Here is a 19882-nt window from a genome sequence, read left to right as displayed (position 1 = left end):
CTTGTCCCGATCGTGCGGTTTCGATTCTCAGGATTTCCCCATCAGGACTACCGTAGAAGCGCTCAACAGGGAAGAGGAACGCATGCAGCTGGTCGTACGAGGTACTTCTGCCCCGCTCATCGGAGAGCTCGACATCCCGGTCTCGAAGTACCACGCGCACCGCGCGCTGGTCCTCGCGTCGCTGGCGAAGGGGACGAGCATCGTCTCCGGGATCAGCACGACACGGCAGGTCGAGTGGACCGTCGGCACCTTGCGTGCCCTCGGCATCGACATCAAGCGCCGCGGGAACGAGTACCACGTCACCGGGCTCGGTGGGCGGTACGAAGCGACCGACGTCGTCGACCACGGGTCACGCGGCGCCGACGGCGTCCTGAACATGGGCTCGTCGGGCACGACGCTCTACTTCATGACCGGACTGGCATCCCTCGCGGACAAGCCGATGACGCTGTCGGGCATGAAGTACTTCCAGCGCCGACCGATCAAGGCGCTGCTGACCTCGCTGACCCAGATGGGCGTCGAGCTCGAGGCGACGAACGACTGCCCGCCGGTCACCGTCCAGCCGAAGCGTCCGCGCGGCGGTGACGTCCAGATCGCGGGCACGCTCTCGCAGTGGATCTCCGGCCTGCTCCTCGTCGCGCCGTTCGCGGAAGAGGAGACACGCATCCACATCACGGGCGGCCGCCTCAACGAGCAGCCGTACGTGGAGCTCACCGTGCGCATGATGCGCCAGTTCGGCCTGCGGGTCGAGGTCTCCGACGACTGGCTCGAGTACCGGATCCCGGCGAACCAGCAGGCGACCCCGCACGACTACGTCATCCCGCCGGACATCGGCTCCGCCGCCTTCGGCATCGCCGCTGCCGGCATCCGCGAGTCCAACGTGCTGCTCCGCGGCATGACCTCGTTCACCACCGCGGACACCGACCACCCGGAGAGCGAGTTCCTCGACCTCGCGACGGCGATGGGCGTCCCCATGCGCATCGACGAGGAGACCGGCTTCGTTCGGATCGAGCATGACGGCTCCCCGCTGAAGCCCCTCGACATCGACTGCCAGCCGATCCCGGACCTCCTGCCGATCCTGTCCACGATGGCGACCTTCGCCGAGGGTACGACCCGGCTGTGGAACGTGGCGCACATCCGGCTCAAGGAGTCGGACCGCGTCGCCGCCATGCTGCAGCTGAACCGGATGGGTGGACGTGCCGAGCAGGGCGCCGACGAACTCCGCGTGACCGGCGTGGGCGCCGGTGAGCTGCACGGCGCGTCGATGTCGTCGTTCAACGACCACCGCGTGCTCATGTCGCTCGCGGTCGCAGCGTCGAAGGCCGACGGGGTCTCCGCGCTCACGTATCCGCGTGCCTACCGGATCTCCTACCCGACGTTCCTCGAGGCGATGAACTCCGTCGGCCTCGAGATGGAGGTCGGCGACGCCGAGGCGGCGATGGCGGCAGCGGACACCCGCGCCGACCGTGCCGACGTGTCGAACCAGCACACCGACCTCGGCGAGGACACCGACGCCGCGGCCCGTGCCGCCGACCTGCCGGAGCTCACCGGCGTCGACGCCGACCCGCTCGTGCTCTCCGAGAAGGTCCGGACGCTGTCCGAGACCGACCCGGACGGCCTCGCCGTGATCGAGGTCGGCGGTCCCGAACCCGTGAACACGACCTGGAAGGAGCTCCAGGACGAGGCGGACAAGGTGTCTGCGCTACTCCTCGAGCTCGGTGTGCGCCGTGGTGAGTCCGTCGCCATGCAGCTCCCGAACTGGCGCGAGTTCGTGTCGATCACCCTCGGCGCGATCCAGATGGGTGCCGTCGCCACGCCGATCATGCCGGTGTTCGGCCCGCGTGAGACCACGATGACCCTGGCCCGCTCTCGTGCCCGCGTCGTGTTCCTGCCGAACGTGTTCCGCAAGCGTCGCCCAGCGCTCGAGCTCCTCGACGTGGTCGACGAGGCGAAGGCGCAGAAGCGTCGTCTCTCGGTCGAACACGTCATCGTGATCCGGTCGGAAGCGCGCGGTCAGGGCGACACCCCGACCAACCAGGCACCGCTGCCCGCCGATGCCGCCGAGCGCGTCGCGGCGAGCGAGTGGAACTGGCGCTACTTCGACACCGCGCTCGAGAGCGTCCAGGTCGACGTCGAGCAGATCCGCTCGCACGCGCCGACGCCGGACGACATCTGCCAGCTGCTGTTCACCTCTGGCACCACCGGCGAGCCGAAGGGCGTGCAGCACCCGCACCGCACGCTCGGCCTCGCCACCGCGATGCACGTCGCGCAGTCCGGGCTGACGAGCGACGACCGGATCTACATCCCGTCGCCGCTCGCGCACCAGACCGGCTTCCTCTACGGCATGCTGCTGGCGTTCCGGCTCGGCGCGCCGCAGGTCATCCAGCCGGTGTGGGACGGCACCGTCGCCCTCGAGCAGGCCTTCGGTGCGGCCGGGGCGACCTTCGTGCAGTGCGCGACGCCGTTCCTGACCGACCTGGTCGACCTGGTCGAGGCGGGTGCACCGCAGCCCGAGTCGCTCCGCATCTTCGTCCCGACCGGAGCCGCGGTTCCCCGTGCCCTCGCCCAGCGGGCCAGCACCGTGCTCGGCACCGCGATCCTCGGTGCGTTCGGCACGAGCGAGACGTGCCTCGGCGCGTTGTCGAGCCCGTCCGACGACCCGGCGGACGCCTACGGACACGACGGCCGCGCGCTGCCCGGCATCAGGATCCGCATCGTGGACGACGAGGGCAACGAGCTGCCGGCCGACACCGAGGGCAACTACGAGCTGCACTCGCCGACGATGTTCGACGGGTACCTCGACCGCCCCGACCTGACCGACGACGTCTTCACCGAGGACGGCTGGTACAAGACCGGCGACCTCGCGAAGGTGTCGGCGAAGGGCTTCCTGTCGATCACCGGCCGCGTCAAGGACGTCATCAACCGCGGTGGTGAGAAGATCCCGGTCGTCGAGATCGAGAACCTGCTCTACCAGCACCCGCTCGTCACCGACGTCGCCATCGTCGCGATGCCCGACGAGCGCCTCGGGGAGCGTGCCTGTGCGTTCGTCGTGTCCGCCCGTCAGGGTGAACCGCTCGATTTCCGGACGATGCAGCAGTACCTCGAGAAGTCCGGGGTGTCCAAGTACTACTGGCCGGAGCGGCTCGAGTACATCGCCGAGCTGCCGCGCAACGCGGTCGGCAAGGTCCAGAAGAACGTCCTGCGCGAGCAGGCTGCCGCGCTCGTCGCGACGAAGGAGAAGTAACCGAGATGACCACGTTCAACGAGGCCGAGTTCCAGCAGCTCAAGGCCGAGGTCACCGAGTGGGTCCGCGGCCGCGGCGAGGACTGGGCGAACGAGATCGAGCGCACCGGCCAGGTGAGCCCTGAGCTCTTCCAGGAGCTCAAGGACAAGGGCTGGCTGTCCCTCGCGGCGCCGACCGAGCTCGGCGGGCGGGCCATCCCGTTCTCCCGCTACCTCGAGATCATGGAGATCGTGTCGCGCTCGCACGCGTCGATCCGCATGCTCGTGCACGTCATCAACGGCACCTGGCGCGCCATGCAGCCGTACGCGACCCCGGAACAGATCGAGCAGGTCGTCAAGCCCTCCGTCGCCGGTGACAAGCTCGTCGCGTTCACGCTGACCGAGGCCACGGCCGGCACCGGCGCGGACATCCGCACGACGGTCCGTCGCGAGGGCGACACGTACGTGATGAACGGCGAGAAGCACCTCATCACGTTCGGCGTCAAGTGCGACTACTGGCTCATCGCGGCGCGGCTCGAGGGCACGACGGGCCAGGACGGCACCGTCGCGTTCCTCATGCCGAACACCGGGCTCCCCGGTGCCGAGGTGATCGACGACTCGGACACCATGGGCATCCGCGGCACCGATCACGCGATCCTCCGCTTCACCGACACCCCGATTCCCGCGAGCGCGCTGCTCGGCGAAGAAGGCCAGGGGCTGGAGGTCGCACTGGGTGGCTTCCTGCTCCCGAGCCGCGTGTCGGTCGCGATGAGCGCCGTGGGCCTGGCGGAGCGTGCGAACGAGCTCGCCGTCGAGTACGCCAACGAGCGCGAGACCTTCGGCAAGAAGCTGTCCACGCGCCAGGCCATCCAGTTCTACATCGCCGAGAACTACGCCGACATCGCCGCGGCACGGGCCCTCGTGCTCGAGGCCGCCCGCGCCTACGAGGAAGGCCGCCCCGACGCCGGCACGCTCTCCAGCGCATCGAAGATGATCGCGGTCGACATGCTCGCCCGCGTCACCGACAAGGCACTCCAGGTGCACGGCGGCCAGGGCTACTGGAAGCGCAACGCCATCGAGCGCGTCTACCGCGACGCCCGTGCGCAGCGGTTCGAAGAGGGCACGAACGAGATCCAGAAGCTGGTCGTCGGCCGCGCCGTCGTGACCGGCCAGGCCGGGTTCTGACCCGCACCACGCAACCGACGGGAGGCTCGTGGCGAGCCCGCCACGAGCCTCCCGTCCGCACTCTGCTCACGCAACAAGAAGGACTGAAGTGACCGACAGCACCGCACCCATCGCGCTCATCACCGGAGCCTCCCGCGGCATCGGCCGGCTGCTCGCGCAGAAGCTCGGCCAGCGCGGCGCGACCGTCGTCGTGACGTACAAGGGCAACGCCGACCTGGCCGAGGAGTCGCTCGCCGACGTCAAGGCGGCCGGTGGCGACGGCATCACCGCGCAGGTCGACATCGAGCAGCCGGAGTCGATCGACGCCCTGTTCGACCTGGTGCGCGACACGTACGGACGCCTCGACTACTTCGTCGCGAACGCCGCGGCCAGCGCCTTCAAGCCGGTTGCCGACCTGAAGCTGCACCACCTGGACCGCAGCTACGCGACGAACGCCCGCTCGTTCGTCCTCGGTGCCCAGCGCGCCGCGCAGCTCATGGACAAGGGCGGCCGCATCGTGGTCGTCACCTCGTACGGCTCGCTCCGCGCCTTCCCGACCTACGCCGCGCTCGGCGCCGCGAAGGCGATGAGCGAGTCCTACATGAAGTACATGGCGGTCGAGTTCGGCCCGCGCCAGATCACCGTCAACGCGGTCAACGGCGGGCTCATCGACACCGACTCGCTCGAGTACTTCTACACGAAGGTCCCCGGCCAGGCGCCGATCGAGACCGTCTACGAGAAGCTGCCGCTGCAGCGCCCGGGCACCGCGGACGACATGGCCGACGCGGTGGACTTCCTGCTGTCCGACAAGGCGTCGTACATCACGGGCCAGGTGCTTTCCGTCGACGGCGGGCTCACCGTCATCGCGCCGCCGTACTGGGCGGACACGACCTCGCCGCTTCGCGACGCCGTGCTGCCGGCCGCTCCGAGCGCATCGGACGCCTCCTAGCCATGACGATCGCCGCTGCCGACACCGCCGTCGCCACCGTCGCGTCCCCGTGGACGCTCGGCCCGCTGCACCTGCCCAACCGGGTGGTCATGGGGTCGATGCACACCGGACTCGAGGTGCACGACGACGGCGGTGCCGGGATGGCGGCGTTCTACCGTGAGCGTGCGGCCGGGGGAGCCGCGTGCATCATCACCGGTGGCATCGCGGTCAACGACGAGGCCCGGGGCGGCCCGGACTTCGCGGTGTTCGGAGTCGACGGTGCCGACGAGCGGTTCCGCGTGGCGGTCGACGCCGTGCACGAGTCGGGCGGCACGATCCTCGCGCAGCTCTTCCACGCCGGGCGGTACGCGCTCGTCGGCGGGATGACCGACCGGAACGGCGAGCCGCAGCGCGCGATCGCCCCGTCGGCGCTGCCGTGGGCCGCCGCCCGTGGGGTCGTCCCCGAGGCGATGACGGCAGCCGACGTCGAGCGGACGATCGCCGACTTCGCCGCGGCCGCGCGATCCGCCAGGGACATCGGCTTCGACGGCGTCGAGATCATGGCGTCGGAGGGCTACCTCATCAACCAGTTCCATTCGCCGCTCACGAACCTGCGTGAGGACGAGTGGGGTGGTTCGGCAGCGGCACGCCGGCGGTTCCCGGTCGCCGTCGTGCAGGCGGTGCGTGCAGCGGTGCCGGACATCGCCGTCACGATCCGGTTGTCCGGCGCCGACCTGATGCCAGGGTCCTCGACCGACGACGACGTCGACGCCCTGGTGCACGACCTGTTGCCGCTCGGGCTCGACGGGATCTCCGTCGGCATCGGGTGGCACGAGTCCCGGACGCCGACCGTGCAGGCCGCGGTGCCGCACGGCGCGTGGCTGACCCACGCGTCCCGGATCGCTCGTGTCGTCCGCGCGTCGGCGTACCCGGACGTGCGGGTCATCGCCTCGAACCGCATGACCGACCTCCGCGACGGCGAGGCCGTGCTGGCCGACGGGCTCATCGACGCCGTCGCCCTCGCTCGCCCGTTCCTCGCGGACCCACAGCTCGTGTCGCGGTCCCTGGCCGGGCGCTTCGAGCTCGTGAACACCTGCATCGGCTGCAACCAGGCGTGCCTCGATCGTTCGATCGTCGGGCAGCCGGTCTCCTGCCTGGTGAACCCCCGCGCCGCGCGTGAGGTCGCGTTCCCGGCGCGTCCCACCACCGACCCCAAGCGTGTGGACGTCGTCGGCGGTGGGCCAGCCGGGCTGGCCGCGGCCGTGGACGCAGCCCGTCGGGGCCACGACGTCACGCTCTGGGAGGCCGCGCCGGAGCTGGGCGGGCAGTTCGGCCTCGCCGCGCTGATCCCCGGGAAAGAGGACTACGCCGCGACCGTCCGCGCCGCCCGGGCCGAGCTCGACGACCGCGGTGCGACCGTGCACCTCGGACGCGCCGCCACCGCTGCCGACCTGGTGGACAGCGACGCCGTGGTCCTCGCGCCCGGTGTGGTCCCGCGCGTGGTCGACATCCCGGGAGCGGAGCTGCCGCACGTCCTGACGTACGAGCGTGCCCTGCGTGACGGCGTCCCCGCGGGCACCGTCGCGATCATCGGCGGCGGCGGCATCGGCGTCGACACGGCGGCGTTCCTCACCGAGTCCCCGTCCGAGGCGGTCCGTGCGACGTCCTTCGCCGAGCGGTGGGACGTCCCGGTCGCGCAGGACGTCGTGGGAGACCTGCCGCAGCGCCAGCCGGTAGCGTCGCGCACGCTGCGGCCGGGTGACCAGGTCACCGTGCTCCGCCGTTCGGGCAAGTTCGGCCAGGGTGTCGGCCTGACGTCCCGCTGGGTCGCGCTCGGTCGGCTGCGCGACGCGGGCGTCCGGATGGTCGGCGGCGTCCAGGAGTACCTGCGGATCGAACCCGGTGCGCTCTGGATCCGTGACGAGGACGGTGCCGAGCGGATGATCCCGGCGGACTCCGTCGTGATCTGCGCGGGGCAGGAGACCGCTGTGCACGCGGACCGGGCCGGTGCCGCCGGACTCGAGCCGGGCCTCCAGGCTGCCGGCGTGCCCTACGCGATCGTGGGCGGTGCGCGCGACGCGCGGAGCGTCGACGCGGTGCGCGCGACGTCCGAGGCGCTCGAGGCGGTCCGCGCACTCGCACCGTGACGGCGCGTCCCGACTCGCTTCTCGCCGCGAAACCTGCAAGAATGAACGGTCGAATCGTGTCCGCTCGACCCTCTATCCAGCGGTACACGAATCTCTCGAGCTTTCACCGCGCGTGCCCCCACGCCCGCGGTTCCGGTTCAACCACAACAACACGCAACAGGAGCATTTGTGGCTGTCAAGATCCGTCTCAAGCGTCTCGGTAAGATCCGGGCGCCGTACTACCGTGTCGTCGTCGCCGACTCGCGCACCAAGCGCGACGGTCGCGTCATCGAGGAGATCGGTCAGTACCACCCGACCGAGGAGCCCTCGGTCATCAAGATCGAGTCCGAGCGTGCGCTGTACTGGCTCGGCGTCGGCGCGCAGCCGACCGAGCAGGTCGCCGCGCTGCTGAAGCTCACCGGTGACTGGGCCAAGTTCAAGGGCGAGAAGGACACCGAGTCCAAGGTCAAGGTCGCGGAGCCGAAGCAGGCCTTCGTCGCTGACACCGCCAAGAAGGCCGTCCTCAAGCCGAAGTCGGAGAAGAAGGCCCCGGCCGCTCCGACCGAGTCGGCCGACGACGCCGCAGAGACGACCGAGGCGTAATTCCTTGCTCGAATCCGCGCTGACGCACCTCGTCAAGGGGATCGTCGATCACCCTGACGACGTGCGCGTCGCCAGTTCCACCTCCGCGCGGGGCGAGGTCCTCGAGGTGCGTGTGCACCCCGAGGACCTCGGCCGCGTGATCGGACGCGCCGGTCGGACCGCCAAGGCGCTCCGCACCCTCGTCACGGCTCTCGCCGATGGCAAGCGGGTGCGGGTCGACGTGGTCGACACCGATTCCTGACGAGGCGACCCAGCTCCGGGTGGGTCGCATCACCAAGGCGCACGGGCTCAAGGGCGGTCTCAAGCTCGAGCTCTACACCGACGACCCGGATCGTCGGTTCACGCGCGGAGCGGTCTTCACGCTCCAGGTCCCCGAGGACTCTCCCTGGTCGGGGAAGACCATCGCCATCGACGAGCTCCGCTGGTACAACGGCCACCCGGTCGCGTTCTTCACCGGGATCGCCGACCGCGACGCCGCCGAGACCCTCGCACGGGCCATCCTCTGGGTCGATCAGGATCCCTCCGAGGAGACCGGCGAAGAGGACGCCTGGTACGACCACCAGCTGGTCGGCCTGCGTGTCATGCGCGACGGCGTCCAGGTCGGGACGGTCGCGCGCGTCGACCACCTGCCCGCGCAGGACCTGCTGGCCGTCGACACCCCCGATCGTGGCGAGGTGCTCGTGCCCTTCGTCGGCGCGATCGTCCCCGCGGTCGACGTCGCAGGCGGCACCGTGACGGTCACGCCCCCGACGGGTCTGTTCGAGGACCCCGAGGACACGTCGCGCCCCGAGACGATCTCGTAGCCCGTGCGCATCGACATCGTCACGATCTTCCCGGAGTTCTTCGGGGTGCTCGACGTCTCGCTCCTCGGCAAGGCACGACAGGGCGGGCTGCTCGACCTGCACGTGCACGACCTGCGGAAGTGGACGACCGACCGGCACCGCACCGTCGACGACACCCCGTACGGCGGTGGTGCCGGGATGGTCATGAAGCCGGAGCCGTGGGCCCAGGCGCTCTCGGCGCTGCTGCGGCCGGACGGGTCGTCGACGCTCGTCGTCCCGACGCCGGCCGGCACGCCGTTCACGCAGTCGATCGCCCGGTCGCTGGCTGCTGACTCGGACCACCTCGTGTTCGCCTGCGGGCGGTACGAGGGGATCGACGCCCGCGTGTTCTCGTGGGCGTCGTCGCGGTGTTCGGTGGTCGAGCTCTCCCTCGGCGACTACGTCCTGAACGGTGGCGAGGTCGCGGCGATGGCGATGATCGAGGCCGTCGGGCGACTCGTCCCCGGTGTCGTCGGCAACCCGGAGTCCCTCGTCGAGGAATCGCACGAGGACGGCCTGCTCGAGTACCCCTCGTACACCAAGCCCGCGTCGTGGCGTGATCTGGACGTCCCCGAGGTCCTGCTCAGCGGGCACCACGGGCGCATCGCTGCGTGGCGCCGCGAGCAGCAGGTGGAGCGGACGCGGCGCGTCCGGCCGGACCTGCTGCCGGACGCGTAGCGGGCCGAATCGCGCGTCGGTGGTCGATTTTTTCGGTCACCTACGCGGGATTCGGCTTTCCAGGGCGGGCGCGATGGGACAGAACGCGCACCGGACGGGAGGCTCGTGGCCAGGCCGCCACGAGCCTCCCGTCCGTCAGTCCGCGCGCTGGGCGCGACGCAGGGTCAGGATCTCCGGTCCCGCCGCGGTGACCGCGACGGTGTGCTCGACGTGCGCGGCACGCGAGCCGTCGACGCTCTTGAGCGTCCAGCCGTCGTCGTCCTGGTAGAGCTCGTCGGTGCCCTGCATGAGCCAGGGTTCGATCGCGACGACGAGCCCCGGTCGGAGCTTCAGTCCGCGTCCGGGGCGGCCGTCGTTCGGGACGTGCGGCTCACCGTGCATCGTCCGACCGACGCCGTGCCCGCCGAACTGCAGGTTCACGTCGTAGCCGCCTTCGTGCGCGATGGCGCCGATGGCGTGGGACACGTCGCCGAGCTTGTTGCCAGGTGCGGCCTGTGCGATGCCGGCGGCCAGTGCACGCTCCACGGTGTCGATCAGCCGCTGGTCCTCGGGGTCCTTGGTGCCGACCTGCACGGTCACCGCGGAGTCCGCGACCCACCCGTCGACGCTCGCCGCGAAGTCCATGCTCACGAGGTCGCCGTCCTGCAGGACGTGGTCGTGGGGGAGTCCGTGCAGCGCGGCGTCGTTGACCGAGGTGCACAGGTTCTTGCCGAACGGGGAGTTGCCGAACGACGGGTGGTAGTCCACGTAGCAACTGACGGCACCACGCTCCGCGATCATCCTTTCGGCCACCTGGTCCAGGTCGAGCAGGTTCACTCCGACGTCCACGGTGGTGAGGAGTTCGTCGAGCACGTCGGCGACGAAACGGCCGGCGACCCGGAGTCCGTCGAGTTCGGCGGGGGTGCGGAGTTCGATCATGCGTCCATCCTGCCGCGTTTCGTGTCTCGGCTCTTCTGTGGCAGAATCGATAGCCGTGCCCTGGCTGGACTCTGCCACGGGGGAGTCGCCGACACCGGGCACACACCACTTCTTTTCCGAAACCGATCCGCGGCGACCCGTGTGCGTCCGCAGAGAGTGACCCAATCATGAGCCAGCTCCTCGACTCCGTCGACGCAGCGTCGCTGCGTACCGACGTCCCGGACTTCCGCCCGGGCGACACCGTCAAGGTCCACGTCAACATCATCGAAGGCACGCGCTCGCGTATCCAGGTCTTCCAGGGTGTCGTCATCGGCCGTCAGGGCCACGGCCTCGGCGAGACCTTCAAGGTCCGCAAGGTCAGCTTCCAGGTCGGCGTCGAGCGCTGGTTCCCGGTGCACTCGCCGATCATCGACCACATCGAGGTCGTCACCCGCGGTGACGTCCGCCGCGCGAAGCTGTACTACCTCCGCGAGCTCCGCGGCAAGGCGGCTCGTCGCAAGATCAAGGAGAAGCGCGACAACTGATCGCCTTCACAGCGACGGTCCGCTCGCGGATCGCCGTTCCGGGCCCCTCGTCGATGTACGGTTGTGCATCGACGGGGGGCTCTCCCCGTTTCTTGACTTCGAGGGTGGAATGACCGACACGACCGAGACCGAGGGCCGTCGGCCGCGTTCCACGAAACAGCGGAACGGTGTGCTCACCTTCCTGCGTGACCTGCTCATCATCTTCGTCGCAGCGCTGCTCGTCTCGTTCCTGGTCAAGACGTTCTTGATCCGCTCGTTCTACATCCCGTCGGCGTCGATGGAGAACACGCTGCAGATCAACGACCGGGTGATCGTGAACGAACTCGTTCCCGACGCGGTCTCGCTGAAGCGCGGCGACGTCGTCGTCTTCAAGGACCCGGGCGGGTGGCTGACGGGAGCCGAGGTGCCGAACGTCACGCCGCAGTCGCAGCCAGCGAAGGCGATCGACTGGCTCCTCACGCAGGTCGGTCTCGGTACCGGTGACAGCGACGACCACCTCATCAAGCGCGTCATCGGCCTGCCGGGTGACAAGGTCGCCTGCTGCAACGACCTCGGACAGATGACGGTCAACGGCGTCCCGGTCAAGGAGCCCTACCTCAAGCTGCCTGCAGGCGAGACCCGTGCGTCCGGGACCGACTTCTCGGTCACCGTGCCGAAGGGCACCATCTGGGTGATGGGCGACAACCGCTACGACTCGAAGGACTCCCGCTACAACGGGGACACGCCGTCGAAGGGGTTCGTGCCGTTGTCGGACGTCACGGGTCGTGCATTCGTGATCTCGTGGCCGACGAGCCGGTGGACCTGGCTCGACGACTACCCTGACGTCTTCGCGGGTGTGGAGGAGAAGGACCGGTGAGCGCGGTGCGGCCGTCGTTGCGCGTCGAGAAGGCGTTCTTCGCCGCCGGACGCGTCACGGTCATCGGCGTCGACGAGGTCGGGCGCGGTGCGATCGCGGGCCCCGTCGCCGTCGGAGCCGCCGCGGTGACCATCGACGTCCGGCGCGTGCCCCAGGGGCTCGCGGACTCGAAGGCCGTCTCCGCCGCCCGCCGCACCGAGCTCGTGCCGGTCGTCACCCGGTGGGCGCGGACCGCCGTCGGGATGGCATCGGCGACGTACGTGGACGAGCAGGGGATCGTGCCGGCGCTGGGGCTCGCCGGTGCACGGGCGCTCTCGTCACTGGCCGACTCGGGAGTATCGTTCGACGGTGCCGTCGTGCTGCTCGACGGCTCGTTCGACTGGCTGTCTCGGGCGCTCCCCCCTGGATCGTCGCCGCTCGACGTCACCGTGCGCGTGAAGGCCGACCGTGACTGCGCCTCGGTCGCGGCGGCGTCGATCGTCGCGAAGGTGGAGCGGGACGCGCTGATGGTGTCGGCGCACGACGATGCCCCGCACTACGCGTGGGCGTCGAACAAGGGGTACGGGTCGACCGCGCACTACGACGCCATCCGGTCGGTCGGTGCGCATCCGCTGCACCGGAAGAGTTGGCTGCACGCGGCGTCGAGCGTGGCGCTGGACGGGTTCGAGTCGCTGGGGTCGGTCGACGGGTTCGAGTCGCTGAGTGCTCCGGCGCTGGTGTCCCCGGAGGGGTCGTCGGCCGTAGACTGTGGGGGCAATGGATGACGACGAATTCGACGACTACGACCGAGAGGTCGAGCTCGCCCTCTACCGTGAGTACCGCGACGTCGTGTCGCAGTTCCGATACGTGGTCGAGACCGAGCGCCGTTTCTACCTGGCGAACGAGGTGGAACTCGCCCGGCGCGACACCGAGCACGATTTCTACTTCGAACTGACGATGAACGACGTCTGGGTCTGGGACGTCTACCGGTCCGACCGTTTTGTGAAGTCCGTCCGGGTGCTGACGTTCAAGGACGTCAATGTCGAGGAACTCACCACGCGAGAACTCGAACTGCCGAAGGAACTCGCACTCGACGAGTGATCGTCAATTCGACCGAATTGCTGGGAAACGCGCTGCCCTTTTCACGGGTGGGCGGAATCCGCGATACTCTGGCCGGGATTTCACTTTCCCCACGCGCCAGGAGGCCACAATGGCACAGAAGGTCACCGTCCAGCTCGTCGACGATCTCGATGACTCGCCGATCACCCCGGGTGGCGGACGCACCGTCGAATTCGCATTCGACGGATCCACCTACGAGATCGACCTGTCGAACGACAACGTCGACAAGTTCCGCGAAGCGATCTCCGACTACGTCGCCGCCGCGCGCAAGGTGAGCGGCCGCCGGACCGGCGGTGCCGGTGCCCCGAAGTCGGCGCCGAAGCGCGGCAATTCCGAAGAGCTCGCGAAGGTCCGTGAATGGGCCAAGGAGAACGGTTACGAGGTCTCCTCGCGCGGTCGTATCTCGACCCAGGTGCAGGAAGCGTACGCAGCGGCGCACTAGTCCCTGTCCCCGAAGCCCGGTCGATCATCACGGTCGACCGGGCTTCGTCGTTCCTCCACAGGTCGATTGCTTCGGCATTCTCTGCACAGAGTTCTCATTCGTGGTCGGACGGTCGCGCCCGGTGGCGACGCTTGCCCCATGACATCAGGGACATTGGGAGCGCGTGGTGAATCCATCGCCGCGGACTGGCTGGAACAGCGGGGCTACGTCGTCGTGGACCGCAATTGGCGCTGTGCCCGTGGCGAACTCGACATCGTCGCGCGGAAGGGCACCGACCTGGTCTTCGTCGAGGTGAAGACCCGCGCAACCGCTTCGACCGGTCACCCGCTCGAAGCGCTCACCGCTCAGAAGCTCGCGCGGCTCCGGCTGCTCGTGCCGCTCTGGTTCTCGGCGCACCCGACCGAGCACGCGCGCCGCATCCGGCTCGATGCGATCGCGGTGCACGTGATGGGGGACCACGCGGTCGTCGAGCACGTCGAGGCGATCGCGTGACCGACATCGGGCGGTCCGCAGCGGTCGCGTTGCTCGGGGTCAGCGGGCGGCTGGTGGAGGTCGAAGCCCACCTGACGAGTCAGCTCCCCGGGTTCAGCATCATCGGGCTCCCGGACACGTCGCTGGGGGAAGCGCGCGAACGCGTCCGGTCGGCGGCGGCGAACGCCGGGTGTCCACTGCCGGCGCGGCGCATCACGGTGAACCTGACGCCGGCGGCAATCCCGAAGCGCGGCTCGGGGTTCGACCTCGCGATCGCGATGGCGGTGCTCGCTGCCACCGGTACGGCACCGGGTGTGTCACAGCGCGTCGTCTACATCGGGGAGCTCGGGCTCGACGGCAGGGTCCGTCCGGTGCCCGGCGTGATCCCGATGACCGTCGCGGCACGGGACGCCGGCGCCGACCGGGTGGTGGTACCCGTCGGCAATCTCGCCGAGGCGCAGGCGGTCCCCGACGTCGCGGTGACGGCCGTCGACTCGCTCCGTGGCGCCGCGATCGACGCCGGTGCGCTGCTGCCTCCGGTCGAGGTCGAGCCGGTGATGACGGACACGACACCGGCGCTGCCACCCCCGGCCGCCGAACTCGCTGACGTCGTCGGCAACGAGGTCGGGGTCCGCTCGATGCTCGTCGCCGCCGCCGGTGGCCACCACGTCCTGCTGCTCGGTCCACCGGGAGCGGGGAAGACGATGCTCGCCGAGCGACTGCCTGGGCTCTTGCCCGACCTCGATCCACCGGCAGCGCTGGAGGTCGCTTCCGTCCGCTCGATCGCGGGCCTCGGCGCCCACTCCTGGACGACGCGTCCCCCGTGGGAGGCACCGCACCACTCGGCCTCGGCGATCGCGCTGATCGGTGGCGGGTCCGGGACGATCCGTCCAGGCGCGGTCTCCCGGGCGACCAGGGGCGTGCTCTTCCTCGACGAGGCGCCGGAGTTCCCGCGCGCGGTGCTCGACGCACTGCGGCAACCGTTGGAGTCCGGTCGGATCACGGTGCACCGGGCAGCCGGAGCTGCGGAGTTCCCCGCCAGGTGCCAGGTCGTCCTCGCGGCGAACCCGTGTCCCTGCGGGAACGCCGGCACCCGGGCGGACCTCGGCGGGCCGCCGTGCGACTGCACCCCGACGACGGTCCGTCGGTACCTCGGACGGATGTCCGGGCCGCTGCTCGACCGGATCGACATCCGTGTGCACGTCCACCGGATGACGACGGCCGAGATGCGGAGGACCGACGGCACGACGCCGACCAGCGAGGAGGCCAGGGCGATCGTGTCCGCTGCCCGGGCGCGGATGGCCGAACGACTCGAGGGCACCGGGTGGTCCAGGAACGCCGAGGTGCCCGGCACCTGGTTGCGCGGGGACGGTCGGCCCGAGCCGGGTTCCACCGCGGTGCTCGACCGGGCGCTCGACCTGGGGACGCTGACGATGCGCGGCTGGGACCGGGTGATGCGCCTGGCGTGGACGATCGCGGACCTCGACGGCGTCGACCGGCCGGCGCGGCGCCAGGTCGGTGCTGCGGCGGCACTCCGGAGCGCGCTGTGACGGGCGGGTCCGCGCTCGGCGGGGTGGACCTCAGCGGTGTTCGGCCGGTGGCGTCGGTGGCGTCAGTGGCGTCGGCGACGGAGGACGCAGAGGTGGTGGCGCGGGTCGCGTGGAGTGCGTTGGCGGAACCCGGCGACTCCGGTGCCGGTGCCCTCGTGGCGGCGCTCGGGGCAGCGCGTGCGCTGGAACTCGTGTACGCCGAGGCGTCCGGCCGGGGCGGCGCGGTCGTGCGTGCGTGCGTCGGTGCCGTGGCTCCCGACGAACTCCTCGGGCTGCAGGCCACGGTCGATGCCGGACTGCTGCGCTGGGGCCCGCGCCTCGACCGCACCGATGTCGCGCGTGCGGTGGAGCGTGCCGAGGCGGTCGGTGCGACGCTGCTGGTGCCCGGTGATCCGGACTGGCCCGAGCGGACCGCGGACCTCGGCGACCATGCGCCACTCGTGCTCTGGTGTCGCGGTCGGGCGACCCCCGTGTTCGAACGGCCGACACTCGCGGTCGTCGGCGCCAGGGCGAACACCCTCGCCGGTGCAGAGGCCGCTGCGGAGATCACGTCGTCGGCCGCGGATGACGGGTGCGCCGTCGTCAGCGGGGGAGCCTACGGGATCGACGCGGTCGCTCACCGCGTGGCGATCGCCGCAGGCGCCCCCACCGTGGCGGTGCTCGCCGGTGGGATAGACCAGCTCTACCCCGTCGGACACGTCGAACTGCTCCGGAACGTCAGCCGACAGGGGATGCTCCTCGCCGAATCGCCCCCCGGTACGCGTCCGACCCGGTGGCGCTTCCTCGCCCGGAACCGGATGATCGCCGCCATGAGCGATGCGGTCGTGGTCGTCGAGGCCGCCGCGCGATCCGGGGCGCTCAACACGGCGAACCACGCCGCACAGCTCGGACGGCCCGTGTTCGCCGTCCCCGGCGCGTTCTCGTCGCCTGCGTCGGTGGGGTGCCACCGTCTCGTCGCAGACCGGCGTGCGGAGCTCGCCGTCGAGCCCTCCGACCCGGCACGAGCCGCACTCGGGTTCCACGACGGGACGGACTCGCAGGAGCCCGTCCCTTTGCGTTCGTCGGTCGAGGATCCCGATGTCGTCCGGGTGCTCGATGCGCTCGGGCGACGGCCGATCGGTGACCTGGAGGCGGCTCGTCGATCGGGCCTGTCGGTGGCAGGGGCGGCCGATGCGCTCGCGCTCGCCGAACTCCAGGGGCTCGTGCGGCGACAGCGAGACGGCTGGACCGTCGCATGACGCGCCGCCGCCGCCAGCCTGCTGCCGTCTTCGAACGCGCCTACGCTGGTCGCCATGGACGGCGACCGCGGAACCCTGGGCGGTGCGGTCACGTCCTTCCTGCGGGAGGCGCGAGACGTCCGCGGGCTCAGCGAACAGACCGTCCGGGCGTACCGGGGCGACCTCGAGGACCTCCTCCGTTTCGCCGACGCCCGCGGGATCGACTCCGTCGGAGCGGTGACGCTCAAGGTGCTCCGCGAGGGGATGCTCCTCGCCGAATCGCCCCCCCTGTTACGCGTCCGACGCGGTGGCGCTTCCTCGTCCAGCATGTCAAGTCGATGCGTCCGGATAGGATCCTTCGCGTGCCCTCACGGTCAGTGAACTTCCGAGGCGACGTGCCTCCTGTTGCAGCGATTCGCGAGACCCTGACTCGACTGAACGACGTCATCACGGCTTCGTACAAGGAGTACACGTGGTCGATGTTTCAGGCCCAGTACGACTCGCCTGCGTCTGTGCCGGACCCACCGGTCGAGAGCGTGTACGCGGACACAACCTTCACTATGGCGGATGAGACGGGTTCGCAGTCCTTCCCGACTCTGAGTTCGTTCCTCGCGTACATCGAGACCCATGACTACAAGTCGGCCTACGCGCACACGCGCTCGTCTGCGCCGGGCGAAATGAGTTCCGGTTTCACGCTTAACATGAGGCCGTTCGCTTCCTTTGACGACCACGGATCGGTAGAGGTGCACGTTTCCAACTCCGATGCGCTCGGGGGCATCCTCGCACCTGTGCAGGTCGAGGTGCGGCGGATCGTCCGAGAGTCCGAGGAGCGCACGTTGCAAACTCTCCAGGACTCAATCGACGCCATGAATCGGGACGACGACACCAGGCGAAAGCGACACTCAATCCCGAAGGGCGCGTGGGGGTGGATCGGGAGCGTGATCGCGGGACTCATCGTTGCGGCGCTCGCCAAGTGGTTCGGCTGGGTCTAAAGCTTTGACGGACGAACAGCCGGACGGTGTCGAGGACACTGCTGCAGATTGGTCTGCCCAGCTCGCCAGCATCATGAGCGCTGACGGGAGCGGCCGAGTTATCGAAGTGACGCCGGGGATATGGGAAGAAGCCAGGGTTGCTGTAAAAGACCCCGACGACCTCGTGCATCCCGCCTTCTATGCAGTTGGCAGCCTGATGACGTCCACGGCGAGCTTGGAACACGTTGCCCGCCTCCTGACTTCGTACTTGCTCAATCCGGCGCTACCCGGCTGGGCGGGGCCATCGGTCAGATCGCTCTCTGCCAACTCCGTTCGGCAAGTCGCGCGGTCGCTCATCGTTCAGCGTTGGCCCGACACTAAGCGGCTCATGGATGAGATGGGACTCATCGCGCAGGCTCGCAATCGGTACGCGCACAACCCGCTGAGCAGTTTCCACCTGTCGGATGACGGCTCTCGGATCGTTCGTGAACTTACGCTGGAGACAGTCCAGAGCACGCCGGAAGGCTTCCGAGAGGTGCGCGAACCTACTTCGGTTGAGGCCATCGTTGGATGGGTCAATCGTGCCGACCTGGCGAATCGGGTCTCAAGGGAGGTCATTCGCATCCTCACCGTGCTCGCCCCCCACGAAGGCCGTCCGGTCATGGAGGCACCGCTCGAAGCGATCTTCGAGATCGCCGCTAGTTCGCCTTCGGTGTCCGCGTTCGTGGAGGGAGACCGAGAGCTGTTTGACAAGTTCTACTGACTCGGGCCGGTTCGAGGTAGCGGAGTGAGTGGGCGCGCTGATTGATCGTGATCGAGATCGTGCCGCTCTGCGACATCATCAGGAACGTCACAACGTCCCCCGCTGCCAGGTAGACCGAGGGCAGTTCGATGTTGTTGAAGAGATCCGTCAGCTTCGTGGCAGCGCCCGCGGTCGTCGAGCCTCGTGCCGCGGTGTGAATCGAGTAGGGAACCGGCGTGGCGACGGCCGATCGGTGACCTGGAGGCGGCTCGTCGGTCGGGCCTGTCGGTGGCAGGGGCGGCCGATGCGCTCGCGCTCGCCGAGCTCCAGGGGCTCGTGCGGCGACAGCGGGACGGCTGGACCGTCGCATGACGTGTTGCGGGTGCCTCCCTGCCGTCGCGTCCCGACGCGCCTACGCTGGTCGCCATGGACGGCGATCGCGGAACCCTGGGCGGTGCGGTCACGTCCTTCCTGCGGGAGGCGCGAGACGTCCGCGGGCTCAGCGAACAGACCGTCCGGGCGTACCGGGGTGACCTCGAGGACCTCCTCCGATTCGCCGACGCCCGTGGGATCGAGTCCGTCGGAGCGGTGACGCTCGAGGTGCTCCGCGACTGGCTGTGGGACGCGAACGAGCGGGGGCTCGCGCGGTCGAGCATCGCGCGCCGGTCCTCGTCGGTCCGCGCGTTCACCCGCTGGGCGACCGAGGGCGGTGTGCTCACCGTGGACCCCGGTGTACGACTCCGTGCGCCGAAGGGGGCGGCGCACCTCCCACGGGTCGTGACCGAGGACCAGGTCCGAGGGCTCCTCGACGGGCTGGCAGATCGGGCTGCTGGGGACGATCCCGGAGCGCTGCGTGACATGGCGCTCGTCGAGCTGTTGTACGCGGCGGCGATCCGCGTCAGCGAACTCGTGGGGATCGACCTCGCCGACGTGGACCGGTCACGGTTGACCGTCCGGGTGCTGGGCAAGGGCGGCAAGGAGCGCGTGGTGCCGTTCGGGGTGCCCGCCAGGGACGCGCTCGAGGCCTGGCTCGAACGGGGACGTCCGATGCTCCTGGCGGCTGCGGCCTCGACTCAGGCCACGGGTTCCGGGACGCCGGCCCACGACGCGCTCTTCCTCGGGGATCGCGGTGGACGGCTCGGTGTCCGCAGCGCCTACCGCATCGTCGCGCGACTGCTCGAGGGGCTCCCCGGGGAGGGGCCGAGCGGGCCGCACACGTTCCGGCACACCGCGGCGACGCACCTGCTCGACGGGGGAGCCGACCTCCGTGCCGTGCAGGAGATGCTCGGCCACGCGAGTCTCGGCACGACGCAGATCTACACGCACGTCTCCTCGGCGCGACTCCGCGAGGTCTACCGCACGGCACATCCGCGCGCCTGACGCGGGCTGTCCGACCGCCGGGCGAGCCGCCGTCCGTCCCGCCGCCGCGGGCCACCCCGTCCGGTGCTGTTCTCGTCCGCACCGCCGCCCGGTGCGACGTTGCGCCCCGGTGGGGACGTCGCGCCCCGGTGCGACGTTGCGCACCGGTGGGAACGTCGCGCCCCGTCACGATCG

21 protein-coding genes are annotated in these 19882 nt (G+C 69.8%); 20 read left to right on the top strand and 1 reads right to left on the bottom strand.

Annotated elements, in window-relative coordinates; all coding sequences use genetic code 11:
• The first annotated feature begins 82 nt into the window (after nucleotides 1-82).
• The 8 genes from aroA to trmD all read left to right on the top strand — a co-directional run bounded on the left by aroA (nucleotide 83) and on the right by trmD (nucleotide 9539).
• Nucleotides 83-3241 (top strand): 3-phosphoshikimate 1-carboxyvinyltransferase, encoded by a 3159-nt coding sequence (aroA, locus tag AAEP80_RS14225; RefSeq protein ID WP_420364878.1) that lies wholly within the window; start codon nucleotides 83-85, stop codon nucleotides 3239-3241.
• 5 nt (nucleotides 3242-3246) lie between these two features.
• Nucleotides 3247-4404: an acyl-CoA dehydrogenase family protein gene (locus tag AAEP80_RS14220; protein WP_420364877.1), complete on the top strand. Its 1158-nt coding sequence runs from the start codon at nucleotides 3247-3249 to the stop codon at nucleotides 4402-4404.
• Between the two features lie 88 nt (nucleotides 4405-4492).
• Nucleotides 4493-5332: an SDR family oxidoreductase gene (locus tag AAEP80_RS14215; protein WP_420364876.1), complete on the top strand. Its 840-nt coding sequence runs from the start codon at nucleotides 4493-4495 to the stop codon at nucleotides 5330-5332.
• A 2-nt stretch (nucleotides 5333-5334) separates the two neighbouring features.
• Nucleotides 5335-7458 carry an FAD-dependent oxidoreductase gene (locus tag AAEP80_RS14210; protein ID WP_420364875.1) on the top strand — a complete coding sequence of 708 codons (2124 nt, stop codon included), beginning with the start codon at nucleotides 5335-5337 and terminating at the stop codon, nucleotides 7456-7458.
• 168 nt (nucleotides 7459-7626) lie between these two features.
• On the top strand, nucleotides 7627-8040 hold the full coding sequence (rpsP, locus tag AAEP80_RS14205) for a 30S ribosomal protein S16 (RefSeq protein WP_413601682.1): 414 nt from the start codon (nucleotides 7627-7629) through the stop codon (nucleotides 8038-8040).
• Nucleotides 8041-8044: 4 nt separating this feature from the next.
• Nucleotides 8045-8281 (top strand): RNA-binding protein, encoded by a 237-nt coding sequence (locus AAEP80_RS14200; protein WP_022905822.1) that lies wholly within the window; start codon nucleotides 8045-8047, stop codon nucleotides 8279-8281.
• Nucleotides 8238-8843: a ribosome maturation factor RimM gene (gene rimM / locus AAEP80_RS14195; RefSeq protein WP_402730161.1), complete on the top strand. Its 606-nt coding sequence runs from the start codon at nucleotides 8238-8240 to the stop codon at nucleotides 8841-8843. The genes AAEP80_RS14200 and rimM overlap by 44 nt, the downstream gene beginning before the upstream one ends.
• A 3-nt stretch (nucleotides 8844-8846) precedes the next feature.
• On the top strand, nucleotides 8847-9539 hold the full coding sequence (gene trmD, locus AAEP80_RS14190; RefSeq protein ID WP_420364874.1) for a tRNA (guanosine(37)-N1)-methyltransferase TrmD: 693 nt from the start codon (nucleotides 8847-8849) through the stop codon (nucleotides 9537-9539).
• Nucleotides 9540-9674: 135 nt separating this feature from the next.
• Here trmD and map read toward each other — a convergent pair whose 3' ends face one another.
• Complete coding sequence (gene map, locus AAEP80_RS14185; protein ID WP_420364873.1) at nucleotides 9675-10457, bottom strand: type I methionyl aminopeptidase; 783 nt, start codon at nucleotides 10455-10457, stop codon at nucleotides 9675-9677.
• Between the two features lie 167 nt (nucleotides 10458-10624).
• Between map and rplS the strand changes: the two genes are divergently transcribed.
• The 12 genes from rplS to AAEP80_RS14125 all read left to right on the top strand — a co-directional run bounded on the left by rplS (nucleotide 10625) and on the right by AAEP80_RS14125 (nucleotide 19708).
• Nucleotides 10625-10981, top strand: coding sequence for a 50S ribosomal protein L19 (gene rplS, locus AAEP80_RS14180; protein WP_144765525.1), 357 nt, complete (start codon nucleotides 10625-10627; stop codon nucleotides 10979-10981).
• Between the two features lie 109 nt (nucleotides 10982-11090).
• Complete coding sequence (gene lepB, locus AAEP80_RS14175) at nucleotides 11091-11837, top strand: signal peptidase I (RefSeq protein ID WP_420364872.1); 747 nt, start codon at nucleotides 11091-11093, stop codon at nucleotides 11835-11837.
• The gene (locus AAEP80_RS14170; RefSeq protein ID WP_420364871.1) at nucleotides 11834-12601 is read left to right on the top strand and encodes a ribonuclease HII; all 768 of its coding nucleotides are present in this window, start codon (nucleotides 11834-11836) and stop codon (nucleotides 12599-12601) included. Before lepB ends, AAEP80_RS14170 begins: the two co-directional genes overlap by 4 nt.
• Nucleotides 12594-12917 carry a DUF2469 family protein gene (locus AAEP80_RS14165; RefSeq protein WP_214978948.1) on the top strand — a complete coding sequence of 108 codons (324 nt, stop codon included), beginning with the start codon at nucleotides 12594-12596 and terminating at the stop codon, nucleotides 12915-12917. The genes AAEP80_RS14170 and AAEP80_RS14165 overlap by 8 nt, the downstream gene beginning before the upstream one ends.
• A 109-nt stretch (nucleotides 12918-13026) precedes the next feature.
• Entirely contained in the window at nucleotides 13027-13377 is a 351-nt protein-coding gene (locus AAEP80_RS14160; RefSeq protein WP_420364870.1) for a histone-like nucleoid-structuring protein Lsr2, read from the top strand.
• Nucleotides 13378-13515: 138 nt separating this feature from the next.
• Nucleotides 13516-13869: a YraN family protein gene (locus AAEP80_RS14155; RefSeq protein ID WP_413601688.1), complete on the top strand. Its 354-nt coding sequence runs from the start codon at nucleotides 13516-13518 to the stop codon at nucleotides 13867-13869.
• Nucleotides 13866-15398, top strand: coding sequence for a YifB family Mg chelatase-like AAA ATPase (locus AAEP80_RS14150; protein ID WP_420364869.1), 1533 nt, complete (start codon nucleotides 13866-13868; stop codon nucleotides 15396-15398). The genes AAEP80_RS14155 and AAEP80_RS14150 overlap by 4 nt, the downstream gene beginning before the upstream one ends.
• Nucleotides 15395-16636 (top strand): DNA-processing protein DprA, encoded by a 1242-nt coding sequence (gene dprA / locus AAEP80_RS14145; protein WP_420364868.1) that lies wholly within the window; start codon nucleotides 15395-15397, stop codon nucleotides 16634-16636. The genes AAEP80_RS14150 and dprA overlap by 4 nt, the downstream gene beginning before the upstream one ends.
• A 54-nt stretch (nucleotides 16637-16690) precedes the next feature.
• Nucleotides 16691-16996 carry a site-specific integrase gene (locus AAEP80_RS14140; protein ID WP_420364867.1) on the top strand — a complete coding sequence of 102 codons (306 nt, stop codon included), beginning with the start codon at nucleotides 16691-16693 and terminating at the stop codon, nucleotides 16994-16996.
• On the top strand, nucleotides 16978-17607 hold the full coding sequence (locus tag AAEP80_RS14135; RefSeq protein ID WP_420364866.1) for a hypothetical protein: 630 nt from the start codon (nucleotides 16978-16980) through the stop codon (nucleotides 17605-17607). The genes AAEP80_RS14140 and AAEP80_RS14135 overlap by 19 nt, the downstream gene beginning before the upstream one ends.
• 4 nt (nucleotides 17608-17611) lie before the next feature.
• Nucleotides 17612-18349 carry a hypothetical protein gene (locus AAEP80_RS14130; protein WP_420364865.1) on the top strand — a complete coding sequence of 246 codons (738 nt, stop codon included), beginning with the start codon at nucleotides 17612-17614 and terminating at the stop codon, nucleotides 18347-18349.
• Nucleotides 18350-18754: 405 nt separating this feature from the next.
• On the top strand, nucleotides 18755-19708 hold the full coding sequence (locus AAEP80_RS14125) for a tyrosine recombinase XerC (protein ID WP_420364864.1): 954 nt from the start codon (nucleotides 18755-18757) through the stop codon (nucleotides 19706-19708).
• The last annotated feature ends 174 nt before the right edge of the window (nucleotides 19709-19882 follow it).

The sequence above is a fragment of the Curtobacterium sp. L3-7 genome, assembly GCF_048756585.1.
Taxonomy (GTDB): domain Bacteria; phylum Actinomycetota; class Actinomycetes; order Actinomycetales; family Microbacteriaceae; genus Curtobacterium.
The sequence above is the reverse complement of the archived record's forward strand: the minus strand, read 5'-3'. Positions and strand labels throughout refer to the sequence as shown.

What these genes read in the sequence shown, in the direction of transcription:
- aroA (WP_420364878.1), top strand. Translation starts at nt 83, where the DNA reads ATGCAGCTGGTCGTACGAGGTACTTCTGCCCCGCTCATCGGAGAGCTC.
- AAEP80_RS14220 (WP_420364877.1), top strand. Translation starts at nt 3,247, where the DNA reads ATGACCACGTTCAACGAGGCCGAGTTCCAGCAGCTCAAGGCCGAGGTC.
- AAEP80_RS14210 (WP_420364875.1), top strand. Translation starts at nt 5,335, where the DNA reads ATGACGATCGCCGCTGCCGACACCGCCGTCGCCACCGTCGCGTCCCCG.
- rimM (WP_402730161.1), top strand. Translation starts at nt 8,238, where the DNA reads ATGGCAAGCGGGTGCGGGTCGACGTGGTCGACACCGATTCCTGACGAG.
- map (WP_420364873.1), bottom strand. Translation starts at nt 10,457, where the DNA reads ATGATCGAACTCCGCACCCCCGCCGAACTCGACGGACTCCGGGTCGCC.
- rplS (WP_144765525.1), top strand. Translation starts at nt 10,625, where the DNA reads ATGAGCCAGCTCCTCGACTCCGTCGACGCAGCGTCGCTGCGTACCGAC.
- lepB (WP_420364872.1), top strand. Translation starts at nt 11,091, where the DNA reads ATGACCGACACGACCGAGACCGAGGGCCGTCGGCCGCGTTCCACGAAA.
- AAEP80_RS14165 (WP_214978948.1), top strand. Translation starts at nt 12,594, where the DNA reads ATGGATGACGACGAATTCGACGACTACGACCGAGAGGTCGAGCTCGCC.
- AAEP80_RS14160 (WP_420364870.1), top strand. Translation starts at nt 13,027, where the DNA reads ATGGCACAGAAGGTCACCGTCCAGCTCGTCGACGATCTCGATGACTCG.
- AAEP80_RS14155 (WP_413601688.1), top strand. Translation starts at nt 13,516, where the DNA reads ATGACATCAGGGACATTGGGAGCGCGTGGTGAATCCATCGCCGCGGAC.
- AAEP80_RS14140 (WP_420364867.1), top strand. Translation starts at nt 16,691, where the DNA reads ATGGACGGCGACCGCGGAACCCTGGGCGGTGCGGTCACGTCCTTCCTG.
- AAEP80_RS14125 (WP_420364864.1), top strand. Translation starts at nt 18,755, where the DNA reads ATGGACGGCGATCGCGGAACCCTGGGCGGTGCGGTCACGTCCTTCCTG.